This is a genomic window from Pseudoalteromonas espejiana DSM 9414 (assembly GCF_002221525.1).
Lineage (GTDB): Bacteria > Pseudomonadota > Gammaproteobacteria > Enterobacterales > Alteromonadaceae > Pseudoalteromonas > Pseudoalteromonas espejiana.
This window is the reverse complement of record NZ_CP011028.1, coordinates 1915001-1929672: the sequence shown is the minus strand read 5'-3', so window position 1 is coordinate 1929672 and position 14672 is coordinate 1915001. Positions and strand designations below refer to the sequence as shown.

Here is a 14672-nt window from a genome sequence, read left to right as displayed (position 1 = left end):
AGGCTAAGCAATGAAAGAATTTTTTATTACCGGCACCGACACCGACGCCGGAAAAACCCACGTTACCAGTTTGCTATTAAAGCTGCTTGCCCAACATAAAAAAAACGCGATTGGTTTTAAACCCCTTGCAGCAGGCTGCGAAATGGCATTTGATCAACTCGTAAACGCTGATGCACTTATGCTTATGGAAAGCGCAACGGTCAGTGCCAAATACGATGTAATAAATCCGTTTGCTTTTGCACCGCCAATTGCACCGCATATAGCAGCAGAGCAAGTAGGCGTAACCATAACGCTTGATAAACTCAGCGCAGCGTATTCAACCCTTAAACAACAAGGTGCCGATTACCACCTAACCGAAGGCGCTGGTGGTTGGGCACTACCTATTAATAGCACCGATTATTTATACGATTGGGTTAAAGCAGAGCAACTGCCAGTAGTTTTAGTGGTAGGCATGAAGCTAGGCTGTTTAAACCATGCCTTACTTACTGCTGCCCATATGCAAAGTTTAGGTATTAACTGTGTAGGGTGGATTGCAAACCAGGTAGACCCTAACATGGACGAATACCAAGCCAACCTTGATTCGCTAAAAGAGCGTTTACCATTTCCTATTCTTGCAATAAGCCCCTACAGCGAACAGACACCAAAGCTGCAAATATACAAAACGTTACTCAATACTCTTGATTTAAATTCTTAAAAGTTAAAAAAACTGCTTTGTAATTTTTAATAAATATACAAAGCAGTTTTTGTTTTAAAAACATATGCTTAATATTTTTATTTGCACCTTGAAATAACCCTCTTTAGTACACATATAACATTTATAACTAAGCCGTTATTGTTACTAAGGAAATTACAACCACTATGACCCACCCATTTATCGAAAATTACGCTCAAAATACGCACGTAAAGGCCGAGCCAGACGTACTAAAAAGTGCTTTGCCTAAAACCCGTGTGGGTATTTTAGGTGGGGGCACTGCAGGGGCAACAATAGCAATTCGCTTAGCGGCATTGGGAATACACACTACTGTTTTTGAGAAAAAAAAGTCATTAATAGATGGCCCGCCTATGTGCCACTTGCACGCAGGGGGTAATTTATACCGAGAGATCTCCGACGAAGACTGCATAGACCTACTTAAACAATGCATTGATATTTTAAGGTTATACCCTTACACCATAGACGTACGCCCAACAGTGTTTGCTGTGCCAACGCGTGATGACGACTCACCCGATGATTTACTACCAAGATTAAATAAAATAACCAATGCGTATAAAGACTTAGTTAAGCAAGACCCTAACAACCAAGTGCTTGGCGAGCCCGATAATTACTACCAGCTTTATAGTTATGAGCAAATGGTCGCGCTTTCACATAAAGAGCAAATAGCAGAGCCTAAAACACTTGATGAGTGGATGATTCCTGTTGCTAAGCACCTAAATTTAAACAAAATTAAATACCCACTCATTGTTGCTCAAGAATATGGCTGGAACATATTTAGGTTGTCGGCCAGTGCTCAGCTTGCACTAGCACAATACGAACACGCTAACGTACTTACCAGTACAGAGGTTAAACAGGTTAGCCAAGTTAATAGCAGTAATGGCAGTAATGGCAAAACCCAATCATCAACTTGGCAAATTGAATACCAAAACGCACAAAGCAACGCCACGCAATCAACAGAGGTTGATTACCTTATTAATGCCTGTGGGTTTCAAACCGGTATTGTTGATGACATGGTAGGGGTTGATGCCAAACGTATGGTTGAATTTAAAGCCTCGTATATTACTCATTGGCAGGGCGCTGGTGGTCAAATCCCTGAAATTATTATTTATGGTAACCGCGGTACGCCCGAAGGTATGGCGCAGTTAACGCCTTACCCAGACGGGTACTTTCAAATACACGGTATGACCAACGCAATTACGCTATTTAACGATGGGCTTGTAGAAACAAACGGCAGTAGCGCGCAACCTCAATTACCTAGTAAATATTTAGAGTACATAAGCGAAGGGTGGGATGAAACCGCACTTAAAGCACGCAGCCAAAAAGCGATAAATTATGTTGCCGAGTTTGTACCGGCATTTAATAATGCAAATACACAAAACAATGCGTTATTTGGTGGCCAACAAATCCCAGGAGAAGACGACACATTACGTGTAGCCGATGTTAGCTTATATTCAGATATTAGTTATGCGCGCGCCGAAAACGTAAAAGCGTCATCTACGCTTATCGCTGCCGACGAAATAGTCGCTGAATTTACAAAACTTGGCCTAATAAGCAGCGATCACGATATTAATAACCACCGTAACAACCATCAATGGGCGTACCTTGAGCAAAATTGTAATGAAGACATAAGCAAAATTGCACAAGTCTTGGCAAAAGAACGTGGCTTCCCAGTGGCTATGGCAAATATTAATAACGGTATAAACAAAAGTACCTAAAGTTTAACCTCTTAACCATCTGATTAAATAGCGATTTAAGGCTTGCTGTTATTATTAACTAACAGCAAGCCTATAAAACTTTACGCCTCTAAATACTCCCAAAATATTTATTTATAAACACATAAATAACGCTTGCGTTATGACATAGTTTGTCACAGAATGGCGCTAACGCTATGACATAGTGTGTCATAGCGCGGTGATTGCTTTTAGCTGATTTAATTTAAAATTCGTAAATGGCTTAGTGATCAAACCTATTTTTGTGAGGACAATATGAAACGTATATTTTTGTTTTTATTAACTAACCTAGCGGTTATGTTGGTATTAGGTGTAGTGCTTTCAATAATAATGAGCGTGCTGGGCTTAAGCCATCGTAGCCTTGGCGGAATATTACTTATAGCCACTGTATTTGGCTTTGGTGGTTCGTTTATTTCGTTATTTATGTCTAAGTGGATTGCTAAAAAATCAACGGGTGCACAGGTAATTACCCAACCACGTAATGAAACCGAGCATTGGCTTGTACAAACCGTATCTGCACAAGCACAAAAAGCAGGTATAAAAATGCCAGAAGTGGCAATTTACGATAGCCCAGAAATGAACGCCTTTGCAACTGGCCCAAGTAAAAATAACTCGCTGGTGGCGGTTAGCACAGGTTTATTACATAACATGAGCCAAGACCAAGCCGAAGCGGTACTTGCCCACGAAGTATCGCACGTAGCTAACGGTGACATGGTAACGCTTACGCTAATACAAGGCGTGGTAAATACCTTTGTAATATTTGCCGCAAAAGTACTGGCTGGCATAGTAGATAACTTTTTAAATGGCGACGAAGAAGAGGGCGGTAGCAGCTGGTCTTACTTTTTATTCGACATGCTATTCCAAGTATTATTTGGTGTACTTGCAAGCATAGTGGTTGCTAGTTACAGCCGTAAGCGCGAATTTGCAGCCGACAGCGGCGCCGCTAAATTGGTAGGTGCAGACAAAATGCGATCAGCGCTTGAGCGATTAAAGCAAAACCACCCGTCGCAATTACAAGGCTCTATGATGGCCTTTGGTATTGCAAGTGGTAAAGGTATGGCTGAGCTGTTTTCATCTCACCCGCCGCTTGATGCGCGAATAGACGCACTACGTAAATAAAGTAACGCTTATTTAAAAACACAAAAGCCAGCGTAATAGCTGGCTTTTTAGTATGTAGGCGCTGGTTATTTACCAAAAATAATATCGGTAATGCCCTCTGGTGAGAGTATTTCTATCCAGTAGCCGTCAGGGTCTTTTATAAATGCTAAGCCCTTCATTGAGCCATCGTCTGGCTTTTTAACAAACTCTACATCGTACTTTGCAAAACGCTCACTGGCTGCGTAAACATCGGGTACACTAATACCAATGTGACCAAAGCCTTTAGGCTCTTGGTTGCCACTGTGGTAACCCTCAAAGCTATCGTCGTCTTCTGTACCCCAGTTATGGGTAAGCTCAATTAAAGCAGGGCGACCAAATACCCACTTAGCTTTAGTTTTATCATCACCTTGCGGCTGCTCTGGCTCGTAGCCTAAAAAGTACAGCGTAAACTTCATCTCAGGAAAGTCATACTTACCTAACAGTTTCATACCTAAAACATTTTGATAAAATTCGAGCGATGGTTTGGGATCTTTAATACGCAACATAGTTTGTTGCATCACATAGCCTTTAGTGGCTTGTTCAATTTGCTCTGGAGATTCGTTATAGCTAGACATGATGATCCTTTCTAATAATTAAACAGCGAAAATAGAGATATAATGCTTAAACCATCATAATCAACCGTTGTTTAAATTACAAAGCGTATTAAAAAAGGACTTTTATGGCCATCACAATAGCCACAGGCACAATTGAAGATGTTACCGCAGTAAGTAAACATATTCCCGAACTGCTAACCACTATTGATAATCAAGCATTAGAAAGCCGCTTAAATAATAAAAAAGCACTTATATTAGTTGCCTACCATAAAGGTACATTAGTTGGTTTTAAAATTGGCTATGAGCAATCTAGCACGCAGTTTTACAGCTGGCTTGGCGGCGTACATTTTAAATACCGGAGGCTGGGTATAGCTAAAAAGCTACTTATTCAGCAGGAGCAATGGGCCGCTGAGCAAGGCTATACACATATACATGTAAAATCGATGAACCAGTTTCCTCAAATGCTCACTATGCTTATCACTAATGGCTATCACATTGGTGGCTATGTCGATAAACAAAGTACAGAGCTCAGTAAAATTAAGTTTGTAAAACAGTTAGCAAAATAAAACAGGGCGCTTTATTCATCGTTATTTAACTAAGTACCATGTAGGGTTTAAATAACTACTGCGGGCAATTACTTATACAGAAAATAACGTATATAAAGGAGTGACTATGTTTTTTGATGATATGCAGGGTTTAATACGCGTACTTATTATTGGTGTACTGGGTTATGTAGCGTTGGTGTTTTGGCTGCGCGTATCGGGCAAGCGTACGCTATCTAAATGGAACGTGTTCGACTTTATAGTGACTATTGCGCTGGGTTCTATTTTAGCGTCGGTGATTATTTCAAAAAGTGTGGCGCTACTTGAGGGCATATTGGCCTTTGTTGTGTTAATAGGGCTGCAATACTTAATTACGTGGCTAAGCGTACGCTCCTCTAAATTTGCGGCTTTAGTAAAAGCAGAGCCCACGCTGTTATTGAGTGATGGTGAATACTGCACGGCTGCACTTAAGTCGCAGCGGGTAACTAAATCAGAAATTCGCGCGGCTATTCGTGGCGCGGGAATATTGGCCATAGAAGATGTAGCCGCAGTCGTGCTAGAAACCGACGGCAGTTTTAGCGTACTTAAGCAAAATAACAGCGGCATAAAAACCGCTTTAAGTGATGTAAGTGTCTATTAAAATAATGCGCTACAAATTACCCAAGGCAGGCTTTATACCTGCCTTAATTTGTATTAAAGCCTAAGTTATTTAGCGTGCTGCTCTAATAAACTAAAGGTAGGTAGGCGCCATTTAAAGCGTATTGACGCCATACGTATTAAGTAGCCTGCAACAAGGCTTACAATAATGCTGATATTGTCATCAATATTATAATGGTGCAGCGCTAAGTATAAGCAGGCAACAAGTAACGATACACTCGCGTATAGCTCGTTATGTAATACAAGCGGCGCTTGACGACATATTAAATCTCGCAGTAATCCACCAAATACACCGGTCACAACCGCAGCCACTGCACAAATACCATAATGCAAACCCATATTTAGCCCAACTTGGCAGCCAATAATACTAAACGCCGCAAGGCCCAGCGCATCTAAGCGCATAAAAATGCCCTTAAATTTAACCACCCACTTAGCAAGCCAAGTAGTCACAATACCCGCAATACAAGTAATTAATAAATACTCTGGGTGTTGTACCCAGGTAAGTGGGTAATTGCCAAGTAAAATATCTCGCACACTGCCACCACCAATTGCTGTTGCACTGGCAACCAGTACAACGCCAAACCAATCCATTTTCATTCTGCCTGCGCTAAGTGCGCCGGTCATGGCTTCTGCGGTAATACCAATAATATAAACAACGGTTAGTAGCATGAGATAATCACTTGAGATCTGTGCGTAAAAATAAGGTGAGGATTGTATAGATAAATTAAGTAAATAACGAATGAAAAATCATACTAAATTGGCTTAATTCAGATAGAAATATCTAATAGATAAATGCTTTGTAAACAAGCTGTTAAGCCAATTAGTAGGGAGAAGCTAGCAGTGTTAGAACAAAGGACAAATGGCCGCCATGTATAAAAATAAATAGTATTAAATTCATCTAATACATAATTTAGTTAGTTGGTGATTCAGCTTTTAATGCCGCTAACCACTGTTCACTATTGGCGCCAATAACACACTCTCCATTTACACGCATTGATAAACGCATCATGCAGCGAGTTGTAACATCAGAAAACGTTTCTTTAGGTAAAAACTTTACAGAGTTTACTAAAGCTTGGCAGTGCGGGGCGCTTTGCTCTTTAAGTGTATAGTAAACCCACTTTCCTTTTTTTTCTAAAGTAAGTAAACCCGCTTTATGTAGCATTTTAAGATTTCGAGAAACGTTATATTGCGTATCACCAATAACATCCATTGCTTCAGCAACATTTATATGTTGGCCAACATGAACCACTAACCAAAATAATCTTAATCGGGTAGGGTCTGATAACGCTTTAAGCGCATCAATATACATTTCATCCATTATGTACCTTCTTGATAATAATAAAATACCATAAAAATTTACGAACGGATTATACCAGAGCCTAAATAAAATTTCCTCAAATCTAACAGGCGCTAAGGCTGTGCTTTAAAATTTACACCATCAAAAAATAGTAAAAGCACCACTTAAAAGTGGTGCTTACTAGGGCGTGTTGACCTTTGCGGATTGAAATTTGTTCAATCTAGGGGCGATTAAATCGCGGCGCGAGGTTTGTAACCTAGTGGGCTAAGTAAAAACCGAGCAACAAAGAGTTTATCGCCCCTAGGCAGAGCCCGAAGGGCAGCGCATGTTTGGCATTTATGCTGCGTTATCGCCTATTTATGGGGAGTAACCACACTTCATAGGCTCTGCCTTGCCTAAAAACCAAACATACTGCTGCAAATTCAACCATCAAAGATCAACACGCCCTAACTTAAATAATGTATTGAAAAATTACACCGCCTGTTACTGCAGTACTTAATATAATTAATACAAATGCTAATACAGCCTTTCTTTTTAATACCGAAGATACTAAGGCAATTTCAGGTAAACTCGCACCTGTACCACCAATAATAAGTGCTAAAGCTGGCCCCATGCCCATACCTTTTAAAATCAACACATTTAAAAGCGGGATAGCCATTTCTATTCTCAAATAAAGTGGAATACCAATTAGTGCAGCAATAATAATGGAACTTAAATCTCCGCCACCTACGTATTTTTCAACTAATTCAGCTGGTAAATATGCTGCCGACAAACCACTAATTAATGCTCCCAATAACACATACGGAATAATTCTTTTAAATAAAGATACAGCAAATTTTAAAACATTTTTAAACTTATCAGAATTCGTAGTGTGCAATATTTCGGCACTATCTGAACTGCAGTCTGAACTACAGCTTTTGCCGTTTGTAGCCAGCTCTAACTCATCTCCACGTCTTACTTCATTTTTCCAAGGTGATTTAGATATTAACCATCCACCTATAACAGCAGCACTAAAGGTTAGTGCTAAATATATAGCAGTCACTTTAAAACCAAATGCAGCATATATCATTGCAAGTACGATAAAGTTACATAAAGGGGCCGAAATTAAAAAGCTTAAAATAGTACCTAGCGACGTACCCATAGTAGCCATACCCATGGTAACAGGCACTACAGCAGCGCTACAAAAAGGGGTTAACATACCAAAGCTAGCTCCTAACAGTGAGCCCCACTTATCATGCTTTGTTAATTTAGCTTGAAGCTTGTCTTGCGGAACAAACTCTCTGATCAACCCTGTCAAAATTGAAACAGCAGCAATAATTAATATTAAGCCTCCACCAACATGAATAAATTCATCCAGTGCAACCATCATTTTATCTGTATTCACAATAACCTCTAATGTATAGAACCATGTTTGAGGTCGCAATATAATCATATATGCACAAATGTGCAAGTGTGCTTTTGTGTTTTTTATAAAAATAAAAGCCTGTTTTTAAAATCTACATTAATAGCAGTAGCTTATAACCTAATAAAAAGGATGGTATTAAATTGGGAACGTGTGCTAATGTTAAGCAAGGATTAATAAAACTGGCTAAAAGAAGTTACTTAAAGGTAAGAATAAAAATGAACAAAGGATTGTTAAAAGCGTGGAATGACGAAAAGGGCTTTGGTTTTATTAAATCAGACACCCTAGAGCACGACACCTTTATACACATTTCAGCGCTCAAACACATGAGCCGCAAGCCCAAAGTGGGCGACACCCTTTATTTTGAAGTGGCTAAACAGCCCGATGGTAAATCAAAAGCCGTTAATTGCCGCATAGAAGGCGTAGCTGCACTTAAAGTCACACATAAAAAATCAAACCATCATCGTGTTGCTAAATCTAATTTTACCGACAGTTTTTTAGGGAAAGTCGCCTCAATTAGCATTATCGCTGTACTTGGCTTTATCGCAGTAAATAAATACAACCATTATAAAAGTAGCGAGCAATTTAATAGCCACACTCCCGTTATTACCAACGCCGATTTAGCCACCTTTGACGAACAATACCCAAAAATTGTGATTCCTCAAAGCTCACAAAACTTTACTTGCGATGGCAGGCAGCACTGTAGCCAAATGACCTCACGTGCAGAGGCCGTATTTTTTATAAATAACTGCCCAAATACAAAAATGGATGGCGATAAAGATGGTAAGCCGTGTGAGAGGGATTCGCGGTTTAAAAATGAGTAGTAATTTTATTAATCGATTAGCTAAAAGTTAAATTTAAGATGGTTTTTACCGTGTGCTGTATAAAAATACAGTGGTGCGCAGTTTATCCCATAGCATTATTTAAAGGCGTTATGGGGTTAAATAACAAAGGCTACTGAGTAGCAATTGTTATTGTCTGATTATAAACGAGTTGTTTGGTGTAATTATCGAACAACGAAATATACGCCGTTTTGGGGTGTTATAACCAAATGGTGCGGTATTCTATAAGCTGATAGATGGCTTTGCATAAATTAAAACCTTTAACTAATAAGGAAGTTATAAATTGACAACATCATTAAGAGAAGATGATTTAAAATTTGGTAAAATTAAAGAAGTTGACGGTGCCGCAATTATACTTCATGCAGATGCTCTAGAGCGCGAGTTTCAAGGTATAAAGCACTGCGCAGAGGTTGGTGCTTATGTTAACTGTGGCGGAGCGCACGGTAATACAATTTGTACCATAAGCAAAGTTCAGATCACTGAAATTGAGAAAACAAAAAGATCAGCTGATGGGTTTGAAATTGTTAGGGAAGAGAGGAAAGTAGTAACGCTTTCAATATTGGGTTGTGCTATCAACGGTAAGTTTAATCGAGGCACCAAACGTCTTCCCACAATAAATTGTGATACATACTTTCTTAGCAGTGACCAAGTAAACCAATTAATAGGCATAGACTTAGAAGAAGACAAAGAGCACTTTTGTGTTACTGATTCAAACGATGACGATCAAACGTATTTAAACTTAGATAAGCTAATGGGGCGCCATACAGCCATATTGGGTACTACAGGTAGTGGTAAAAGTTGCACCGTTGCATCGATAGTTCAATCGATATTATCAAGCTATGAGTGCCCGAGAATATTGTTTTTTGATATTCATAATGAATATCCTTCAGCATTTGGCTATAACGATAAAGCACCAAACGAAGGCTTTAAAAATAGGACAAACGCAATCCCTTGGAATGAGTTTACACTCCCATACTGGTTTTTAGATTTAGAAGAGTTCTTTGGTGTTTATAATCTTGAGCCTGGATCTAATCAGAAAGCCATAATAAAAAGGCTTATAACGAAACAAAAAGAAATAGAAGCTGAAAAGCAAAATATTGATGGTGTAGTCGTTTCTGCAGACACTCCAATTTTTTTCAGTATTGATGCTCTTTTAGATGAAATAATAGCTGAAAAGGACTCTCAAAGTAATGCTACTAACAAGAAACCATATGAGAGTATTATTCTAAAACTCCAAGCTGTACGTCATGACACTCGTTACTCATTTCTTCATCGAAAAATTGATAATGAAACCTCAATAGCCGAATATTTTGAATTTATTTTAGGTTTAGCTGAATCTGAAGCATATTTAAATATATTAGATTTAAGTGGCTTGCCAGCAGAAGTAAGGGCTGTATGTGTTGGCGTTATTTCAAGGCTATGTTTCGACTTTAAATATTGGGATTTAGATCCTGAAAATATCCCTCTTAACTTAATATTAGAAGAAGCTCACACTTATATTCCAGAAGATAGCGATTCAAAATTCAATATAGCAAAAGAACGGGTTGAAAGAATTGCTAAAGAAGGTCGGAAGTACGGTATAGGTTTGACAGTTGTAACTCAACGTCCGTCAAATGTTTCTACAACAGTTTTATCGCAATGTGGTACGTATATAGCGCTTCGATTAACTAATGATCTTGATCAAAATAAGATTAAGCGTCTATTACCTGACACATTGGCTGGCCAAGTAGATTTCTTACCTAGCCTTCGAGATGGTGAGGCATTTGTTTCTGGTGATTCGATTAATTTACCAAGGAAAGTTCAATTTAGAGAGCCTAACCCTATGCCTAGAAGCAATGATGTTAGATATCATAAGTATTGGAAGTCAGGGAAGCCGACTAATTACTCACTAAAAGCTTTGGTGGATTCTTGGCACAAGCAGGACAAATCAAAATGAAGATTGACTCCATAAAACTTTGTGGTTGGCGCTCATATGATTTAAATGGCGTCTATATAAGCGGCTTAAAGTCAATTAACTTAATTATTGGACCAAATAACTCAGGGAAATCTAATTTAGCGAAATATTTTAATTACTTAAAAAGTATAGCTAGTGAAAACCTGAATGTTGGAACTGCGATTTCCGTTGCCACTGAACTTGATGAAAGCCAAACATGGGGCTGGGAAAAGGAGAAAATCAACTGTGAAATTTTACTTTCAAACGATAATATCTTCATATCTTCACGGAAAATGATAAAATTTCTTATACGGTAAGTGAGAATGAAGTTACGCTAGATTGCTACCATGACGTTAGTTCTAATACATCTGTTTTAAACATGAAGGTTAATGGTAAGCAGATCTTCGATGATAGTAATTTAATCTGTTCTGATTTGGAAACAGATACATGGATAGACCCGACTGACGATGTAGCAGGGTTTAGTGATAATGAATTTTATTGGAGAAGTTTCTTAAATTCATTGGTATTTGTTGACCCTATTCGACATCACTCGCGTAATTCGAATAATGAGCAAAGCTACTATTTTGATGGCGCAAAAATTATTGAAGAGCTTGATAAGTTAAGACTGGACAGAGCAACTCCATCAAACTGGGCTGGATATAAAAAACAAATTAAGCAGTGGCTAACTGATATTTTATCTGAGCAAGTAACTAATATTGAAGTTGTAGATAAGGATTTAAATCTTGAGTTTGCATCAGGGCTATCCTTTTCTTTAGATCAGTTAGGTACTGGCGTCTCTCAAATAGTGATGTTGCTATCACACCTTTGGATTAACAAGGAAGTCAATTTAAACGTCTTTCTTGAAGAACCAGAAGCCAATTTACATCCAGAAGCAGTAGTTAAACTTATAAGTATTTTTGAGAAAGAGCTAATAAATCATAGATTCTTTATCACTACTCATTCTCCATCCCTTATTGACTGCCTAAATGAAAACTGGGCTGTATACAGAACTTTAAAATCGCCCAATGGCGCAAGCTCAATTACCCCGAATGACAATGTAATCAAGTATTATGAAACATTAGATTCATTGGGCGTAAAAGCTTCTCAAATACTTCAAGCTAATACTGTTTTATGGGTTGAAGGGCCTAGTGATAGGATTTACTTGAAAAAATGGATTGATATATATTCTGACGGAGAACTGAAAGAAGGAAAAGACTACTCCTTCTTATACTTTGGTGGTACAAACTTAGCCTCTTTCACAGTACTAGATGATATTGGTGAAAATCTAATTAATATTTTTAGCACCAGTAGGAAGGCATGCTTGATTGCCGATTCTGATTGTTCTTCGCAAGCAGATCGAGATGATGAGGGTTTTAAAGCATATCTAAGTTCGATGTTGGATAGACTTCGAACAGCCAATGCTGATAATGCTGGTTTAGATTCAACATTAGATGATTATGTCAAAGTGTGGATTACGGAGGGTCGTGAAATTGAGAATTATATTTGCAAAGATCTATTCTTTGATATTTTAACTAGCCAAGGTTTCAAGCGTGAATCAATTGGTCAGGGAAATAACCATAAGAAACTGTCGTTAAAATCAACTCAAGCTTCAGACTTTATATTCGAAAAATTTGATTCATTCGATAAAGCTATTTCCGATTGTTATCAATTTGATGATGCTACTCAGCTAGATACACCTTCATTGAGTAATATTGCTTTAAGTTATGCAAGCAAAAAAGTACCTATTGCTAAAGCGGTAGTCGATAAGCTCGATAAAACACATTGTTCGATACTTGATCTAGAAAATAAACTGAAAGATTTAGTTGATTTTATTCGGAAATAGTTTGGTTGGATTGGTCAGGGTTACCCATTATGGTAAATTTAACAAGACACCCATTAGAAAAAGCCAAAAGCCAAAGGGGTCAAATCTTGACTTCATACATCAACACATAAATCGATTAAAAGCTTTTAATATAAGCTATTTATAGCCTCTAAAAGCGCAGCGCCTCATAGCCTCTTTGTGGATTAGTCTTTAGATTATTGAAAGGTAACAAACTAGGGATGCGCTAAGCGTATACATTAAACGTAAAACATCGGCGAATTAGGTCCTCTAATACACGCCGATGTTTATAACCTATTTAAGTAACTACCTTACTAAAAAGGCATTAAACCTTAATCTGCTTTACGGTTAAGGCTTATTAAACAGATTGCTAAAAGCAACGTTGCAATCATGCCTGATGCGCCAGCAACACCTGATGGTAAGAATCCATCGCGGCCAAAGGTAATTAAAATACCATTGGCAAGCATAGCAACTGCGCCTGCAAGGGCTGTAAGGCTGCCAATGGCTTTGCCACCTTTAGCGAAGTACGACAGGCCAAACACTAGTGCTGCTAATCCCAATAATACTTTGGCTGCGTAGTAAATCATGAATGACAACGCCACCACGCCACCAATTAAAGGTTGTGCGCCTTCTACTGTGCCCGCAACTTTACCAAATGTTGAAAACAACGTAAGACCAACACTTACCTGTACTATGTTAAGTACTGCGCTAAACGCGATAGCCGACCAGCCTAATTGAGCGTTTTTTGCTTGCACCATAGCCGAGCCTGCAAAGGCAACGAGCAAAGTAAATACCAGCGCTTCTAGCCCCCAAGCAAACTGCCTTGAAAAACTAATTTCTGCACTGTAAAGAACTGAAAAAATAGCCTGTGATATGGCCAATACTAACAACAAAGATGCTGAAATTAGGATGGTGCGTTTATTCGTAAATTCCATTAGGGACCTCTTATAATTTTATATTTAACGCTTTTAAAAGATGCAGTAGTTTTGCACACATCAAACCGTTGAAACTTGTATATAAATATTGAAACTATAAGACAGGCAAAGCGATTTAAAAATTTCACTAAAACCAATAAAAATAATAATTAATTACAAATAGGCTCAAGCTTTGGCTTTTTTATTAAACTCAAACGAGCAAAGCCCTATTGAGTTAAGCTGTTAAACCCTTAATAGCACAGCGCCTTTTACCCTCTTTGTGAATTACTAAGAGGGCATTGAGATGCATTTTAGCAATGGGCATAAGCGACGTTGAAAAAGCCGCTTAATTTAGTTGGGCAAGGCTTAAATCGTCTTCATTAAGATAAAAGCCTAAATTGAGACCAATCACTTAATGCGGTAATAGTATGCTCTGTAGGCGGGGCTACATAGATTAAACCTGAAATGGCAATAACCGATGCCAAGGTAATTAATTTATTATCGAAGTCAGCTATTTTTAAAGCGGTGCCGAAAGAGCGTTTAATAGTGACATTATTTAAATCTACACTGTAAAGCTCATCGAGTAATAAATGGATTAACCCGCCGAGTAAAATAAACCCACCCGTTAACCAGGCAAAAGTAGCGGCTTGTGCGGTTGTTTGGTCGTTTAGTTTCCACGTTACTTGGGTTGTTAACAGCGCACATAGCAATAAAAACAGTAAAGAGTGGCAACTGCCTCTATGTACCGTGATCCATTCAAAAATGGGTCTAATAATATATTTCATAAATCCGTAAACCAATAACGGCACTACAATTAACTCGATAAAACTAATGTGAATAATAAGCTCGGTGGTTATGTAATACAGCACCAGTAATACGGCGCTTAGTGCAAATAAGTTAAAAATAGTGTCGAGTGATGTAGAGTTATCTGAATCTATGTCGGGTAACAAGCCGCCAATTGAGCCTAAAAACCATAACCAAAGTGCGCCGTTTAAATCGATATGGCTTGCAGATAATAAAGTGGCTGAGCTTAAGCCGGTGATGATGACTGCAGTATTAAGATGAGTATTGAAATTTGCCATTGTATCTCTTGATAAAAAAGTAGGTTGGCA

At 38.4% G+C, this 14672-nt stretch carries 15 protein-coding genes; 9 read left to right on the top strand and 6 right to left on the bottom strand.

The features are described from left to right. The first annotated feature begins 10 nt into the window (after positions 1-10). The 3 genes from bioD (at position 11) to htpX (ending at position 3561) form a co-directional block, all read left to right on the top strand. Positions 11-694: a dethiobiotin synthase gene (bioD, locus tag PESP_RS08850; RefSeq protein ID WP_089347708.1), complete on the top strand. Its 684-nt coding sequence runs from the start codon at positions 11-13 to the stop codon at positions 692-694. Between the two features lie 164 nt (positions 695-858). Then, positions 859-2427, top strand: coding sequence for an FAD-dependent oxidoreductase (locus PESP_RS08845; protein ID WP_089347707.1), 1569 nt, complete (start codon positions 859-861; stop codon positions 2425-2427). A gap of 270 nt (positions 2428-2697) precedes the next feature. Then, positions 2698-3561, top strand: coding sequence for a protease HtpX (gene htpX / locus PESP_RS08840; RefSeq protein ID WP_089347706.1), 864 nt, complete (start codon positions 2698-2700; stop codon positions 3559-3561). A 65-nt stretch (positions 3562-3626) separates the two neighbouring features. Here htpX and gloA read toward each other — a convergent pair whose 3' ends face one another. Beyond that, complete coding sequence (gene gloA / locus PESP_RS08835; RefSeq protein WP_024033580.1) at positions 3627-4154, bottom strand: lactoylglutathione lyase; 528 nt, start codon at positions 4152-4154, stop codon at positions 3627-3629. A gap of 104 nt (positions 4155-4258) precedes the next feature. Here gloA and PESP_RS08830 point away from each other — a divergent pair, with 104 nt between their 5' ends. Both PESP_RS08830 and PESP_RS08825 read left to right on the top strand, forming a co-directional pair. Continuing rightward, positions 4259-4699, top strand: coding sequence for a GNAT family N-acetyltransferase (locus PESP_RS08830; RefSeq protein ID WP_089347705.1), 441 nt, complete (start codon positions 4259-4261; stop codon positions 4697-4699). 106 nt (positions 4700-4805) lie between these two features. Then, entirely contained in the window at positions 4806-5315 is a 510-nt protein-coding gene (locus PESP_RS08825) for a DUF421 domain-containing protein (protein ID WP_089347704.1), read from the top strand. Positions 5316-5380: 65 nt separating this feature from the next. Here PESP_RS08825 and PESP_RS08820 read toward each other — a convergent pair whose 3' ends face one another. The 3 genes from PESP_RS08820 to PESP_RS08810 form a co-directional block, all read right to left on the bottom strand. Further along, the gene (locus tag PESP_RS08820) at positions 5381-6001 is read right to left on the bottom strand and encodes a trimeric intracellular cation channel family protein (protein WP_055014828.1); all 621 of its coding nucleotides are present in this window, start codon (positions 5999-6001) and stop codon (positions 5381-5383) included. A gap of 241 nt (positions 6002-6242) precedes the next feature. Then, a complete protein-coding gene (locus PESP_RS08815; RefSeq protein WP_089347703.1) occupies positions 6243-6650 on the bottom strand; it encodes an ArsR/SmtB family transcription factor in 408 nt (135 codons plus the stop codon). Positions 6651-7080: 430 nt separating this feature from the next. After that, positions 7081-8013 (bottom strand): permease, encoded by a 933-nt coding sequence (locus PESP_RS08810; protein ID WP_245852044.1) that lies wholly within the window; start codon positions 8011-8013, stop codon positions 7081-7083. A gap of 236 nt (positions 8014-8249) precedes the next feature. Here PESP_RS08810 and PESP_RS08805 point away from each other — a divergent pair, with 236 nt between their 5' ends. The 4 genes from PESP_RS08805 (at position 8250) to PESP_RS08790 (ending at position 12649) form a co-directional block, all read left to right on the top strand. Further along, positions 8250-8855, top strand: coding sequence for a cold shock domain-containing protein (locus tag PESP_RS08805; RefSeq protein WP_089347701.1), 606 nt, complete (start codon positions 8250-8252; stop codon positions 8853-8855). A gap of 301 nt (positions 8856-9156) precedes the next feature. Then, complete coding sequence (locus tag PESP_RS08800) at positions 9157-10809, top strand: ATP-binding protein (protein ID WP_089347700.1); 1653 nt, start codon at positions 9157-9159, stop codon at positions 10807-10809. Further along, on the top strand, positions 10782-11123 hold the full coding sequence (locus tag PESP_RS08795; protein WP_125939510.1) for an AAA family ATPase: 342 nt from the start codon (positions 10782-10784) through the stop codon (positions 11121-11123). Before PESP_RS08800 ends, PESP_RS08795 begins: the two co-directional genes overlap by 28 nt. A 62-nt stretch (positions 11124-11185) precedes the next feature. After that, a complete protein-coding gene (locus PESP_RS08790; protein WP_089347698.1) occupies positions 11186-12649 on the top strand; it encodes an ATP-dependent nuclease in 1464 nt (487 codons plus the stop codon). Positions 12650-12978: 329 nt separating this feature from the next. Here PESP_RS08790 and PESP_RS08785 read toward each other — a convergent pair whose 3' ends face one another. Both PESP_RS08785 and PESP_RS08780 read right to left on the bottom strand, forming a co-directional pair. Then, on the bottom strand, positions 12979-13581 hold the full coding sequence (locus PESP_RS08785) for a thiamine biosynthesis protein ThiC (RefSeq protein WP_089347697.1): 603 nt from the start codon (positions 13579-13581) through the stop codon (positions 12979-12981). A gap of 359 nt (positions 13582-13940) precedes the next feature. After that, a complete protein-coding gene (locus PESP_RS08780; protein ID WP_089347696.1) occupies positions 13941-14642 on the bottom strand; it encodes a metal-dependent hydrolase in 702 nt (233 codons plus the stop codon). Positions 14643-14672: the final 30 nt, after the last annotated feature.

Excerpts from the sequence above, each read along its gene's own strand:
- bioD (WP_089347708.1), top strand. The coding sequence starts at position 11 with ATGAAAGAATTTTTTATTACCGGCACCGACACCGACGCCGGAAAAACC.
- PESP_RS08845 (WP_089347707.1), top strand. The coding sequence starts at position 859 with ATGACCCACCCATTTATCGAAAATTACGCTCAAAATACGCACGTAAAG.
- htpX (WP_089347706.1), top strand. The coding sequence starts at position 2,698 with ATGAAACGTATATTTTTGTTTTTATTAACTAACCTAGCGGTTATGTTG.
- gloA (WP_024033580.1), bottom strand. The coding sequence starts at position 4,154 with ATGTCTAGCTATAACGAATCTCCAGAGCAAATTGAACAAGCCACTAAA.
- PESP_RS08830 (WP_089347705.1), top strand. The coding sequence starts at position 4,259 with ATGGCCATCACAATAGCCACAGGCACAATTGAAGATGTTACCGCAGTA.
- PESP_RS08825 (WP_089347704.1), top strand. The coding sequence starts at position 4,806 with ATGTTTTTTGATGATATGCAGGGTTTAATACGCGTACTTATTATTGGT.
- PESP_RS08820 (WP_055014828.1), bottom strand. The coding sequence starts at position 6,001 with ATGCTACTAACCGTTGTTTATATTATTGGTATTACCGCAGAAGCCATG.
- PESP_RS08815 (WP_089347703.1), bottom strand. The coding sequence starts at position 6,650 with ATGGATGAAATGTATATTGATGCGCTTAAAGCGTTATCAGACCCTACC.
- PESP_RS08805 (WP_089347701.1), top strand. The coding sequence starts at position 8,250 with ATGAACAAAGGATTGTTAAAAGCGTGGAATGACGAAAAGGGCTTTGGT.
- PESP_RS08790 (WP_089347698.1), top strand. The coding sequence starts at position 11,186 with ATGAAGGTTAATGGTAAGCAGATCTTCGATGATAGTAATTTAATCTGT.
- PESP_RS08785 (WP_089347697.1), bottom strand. The coding sequence starts at position 13,581 with ATGGAATTTACGAATAAACGCACCATCCTAATTTCAGCATCTTTGTTG.
- PESP_RS08780 (WP_089347696.1), bottom strand. The coding sequence starts at position 14,642 with ATGGCAAATTTCAATACTCATCTTAATACTGCAGTCATCATCACCGGC.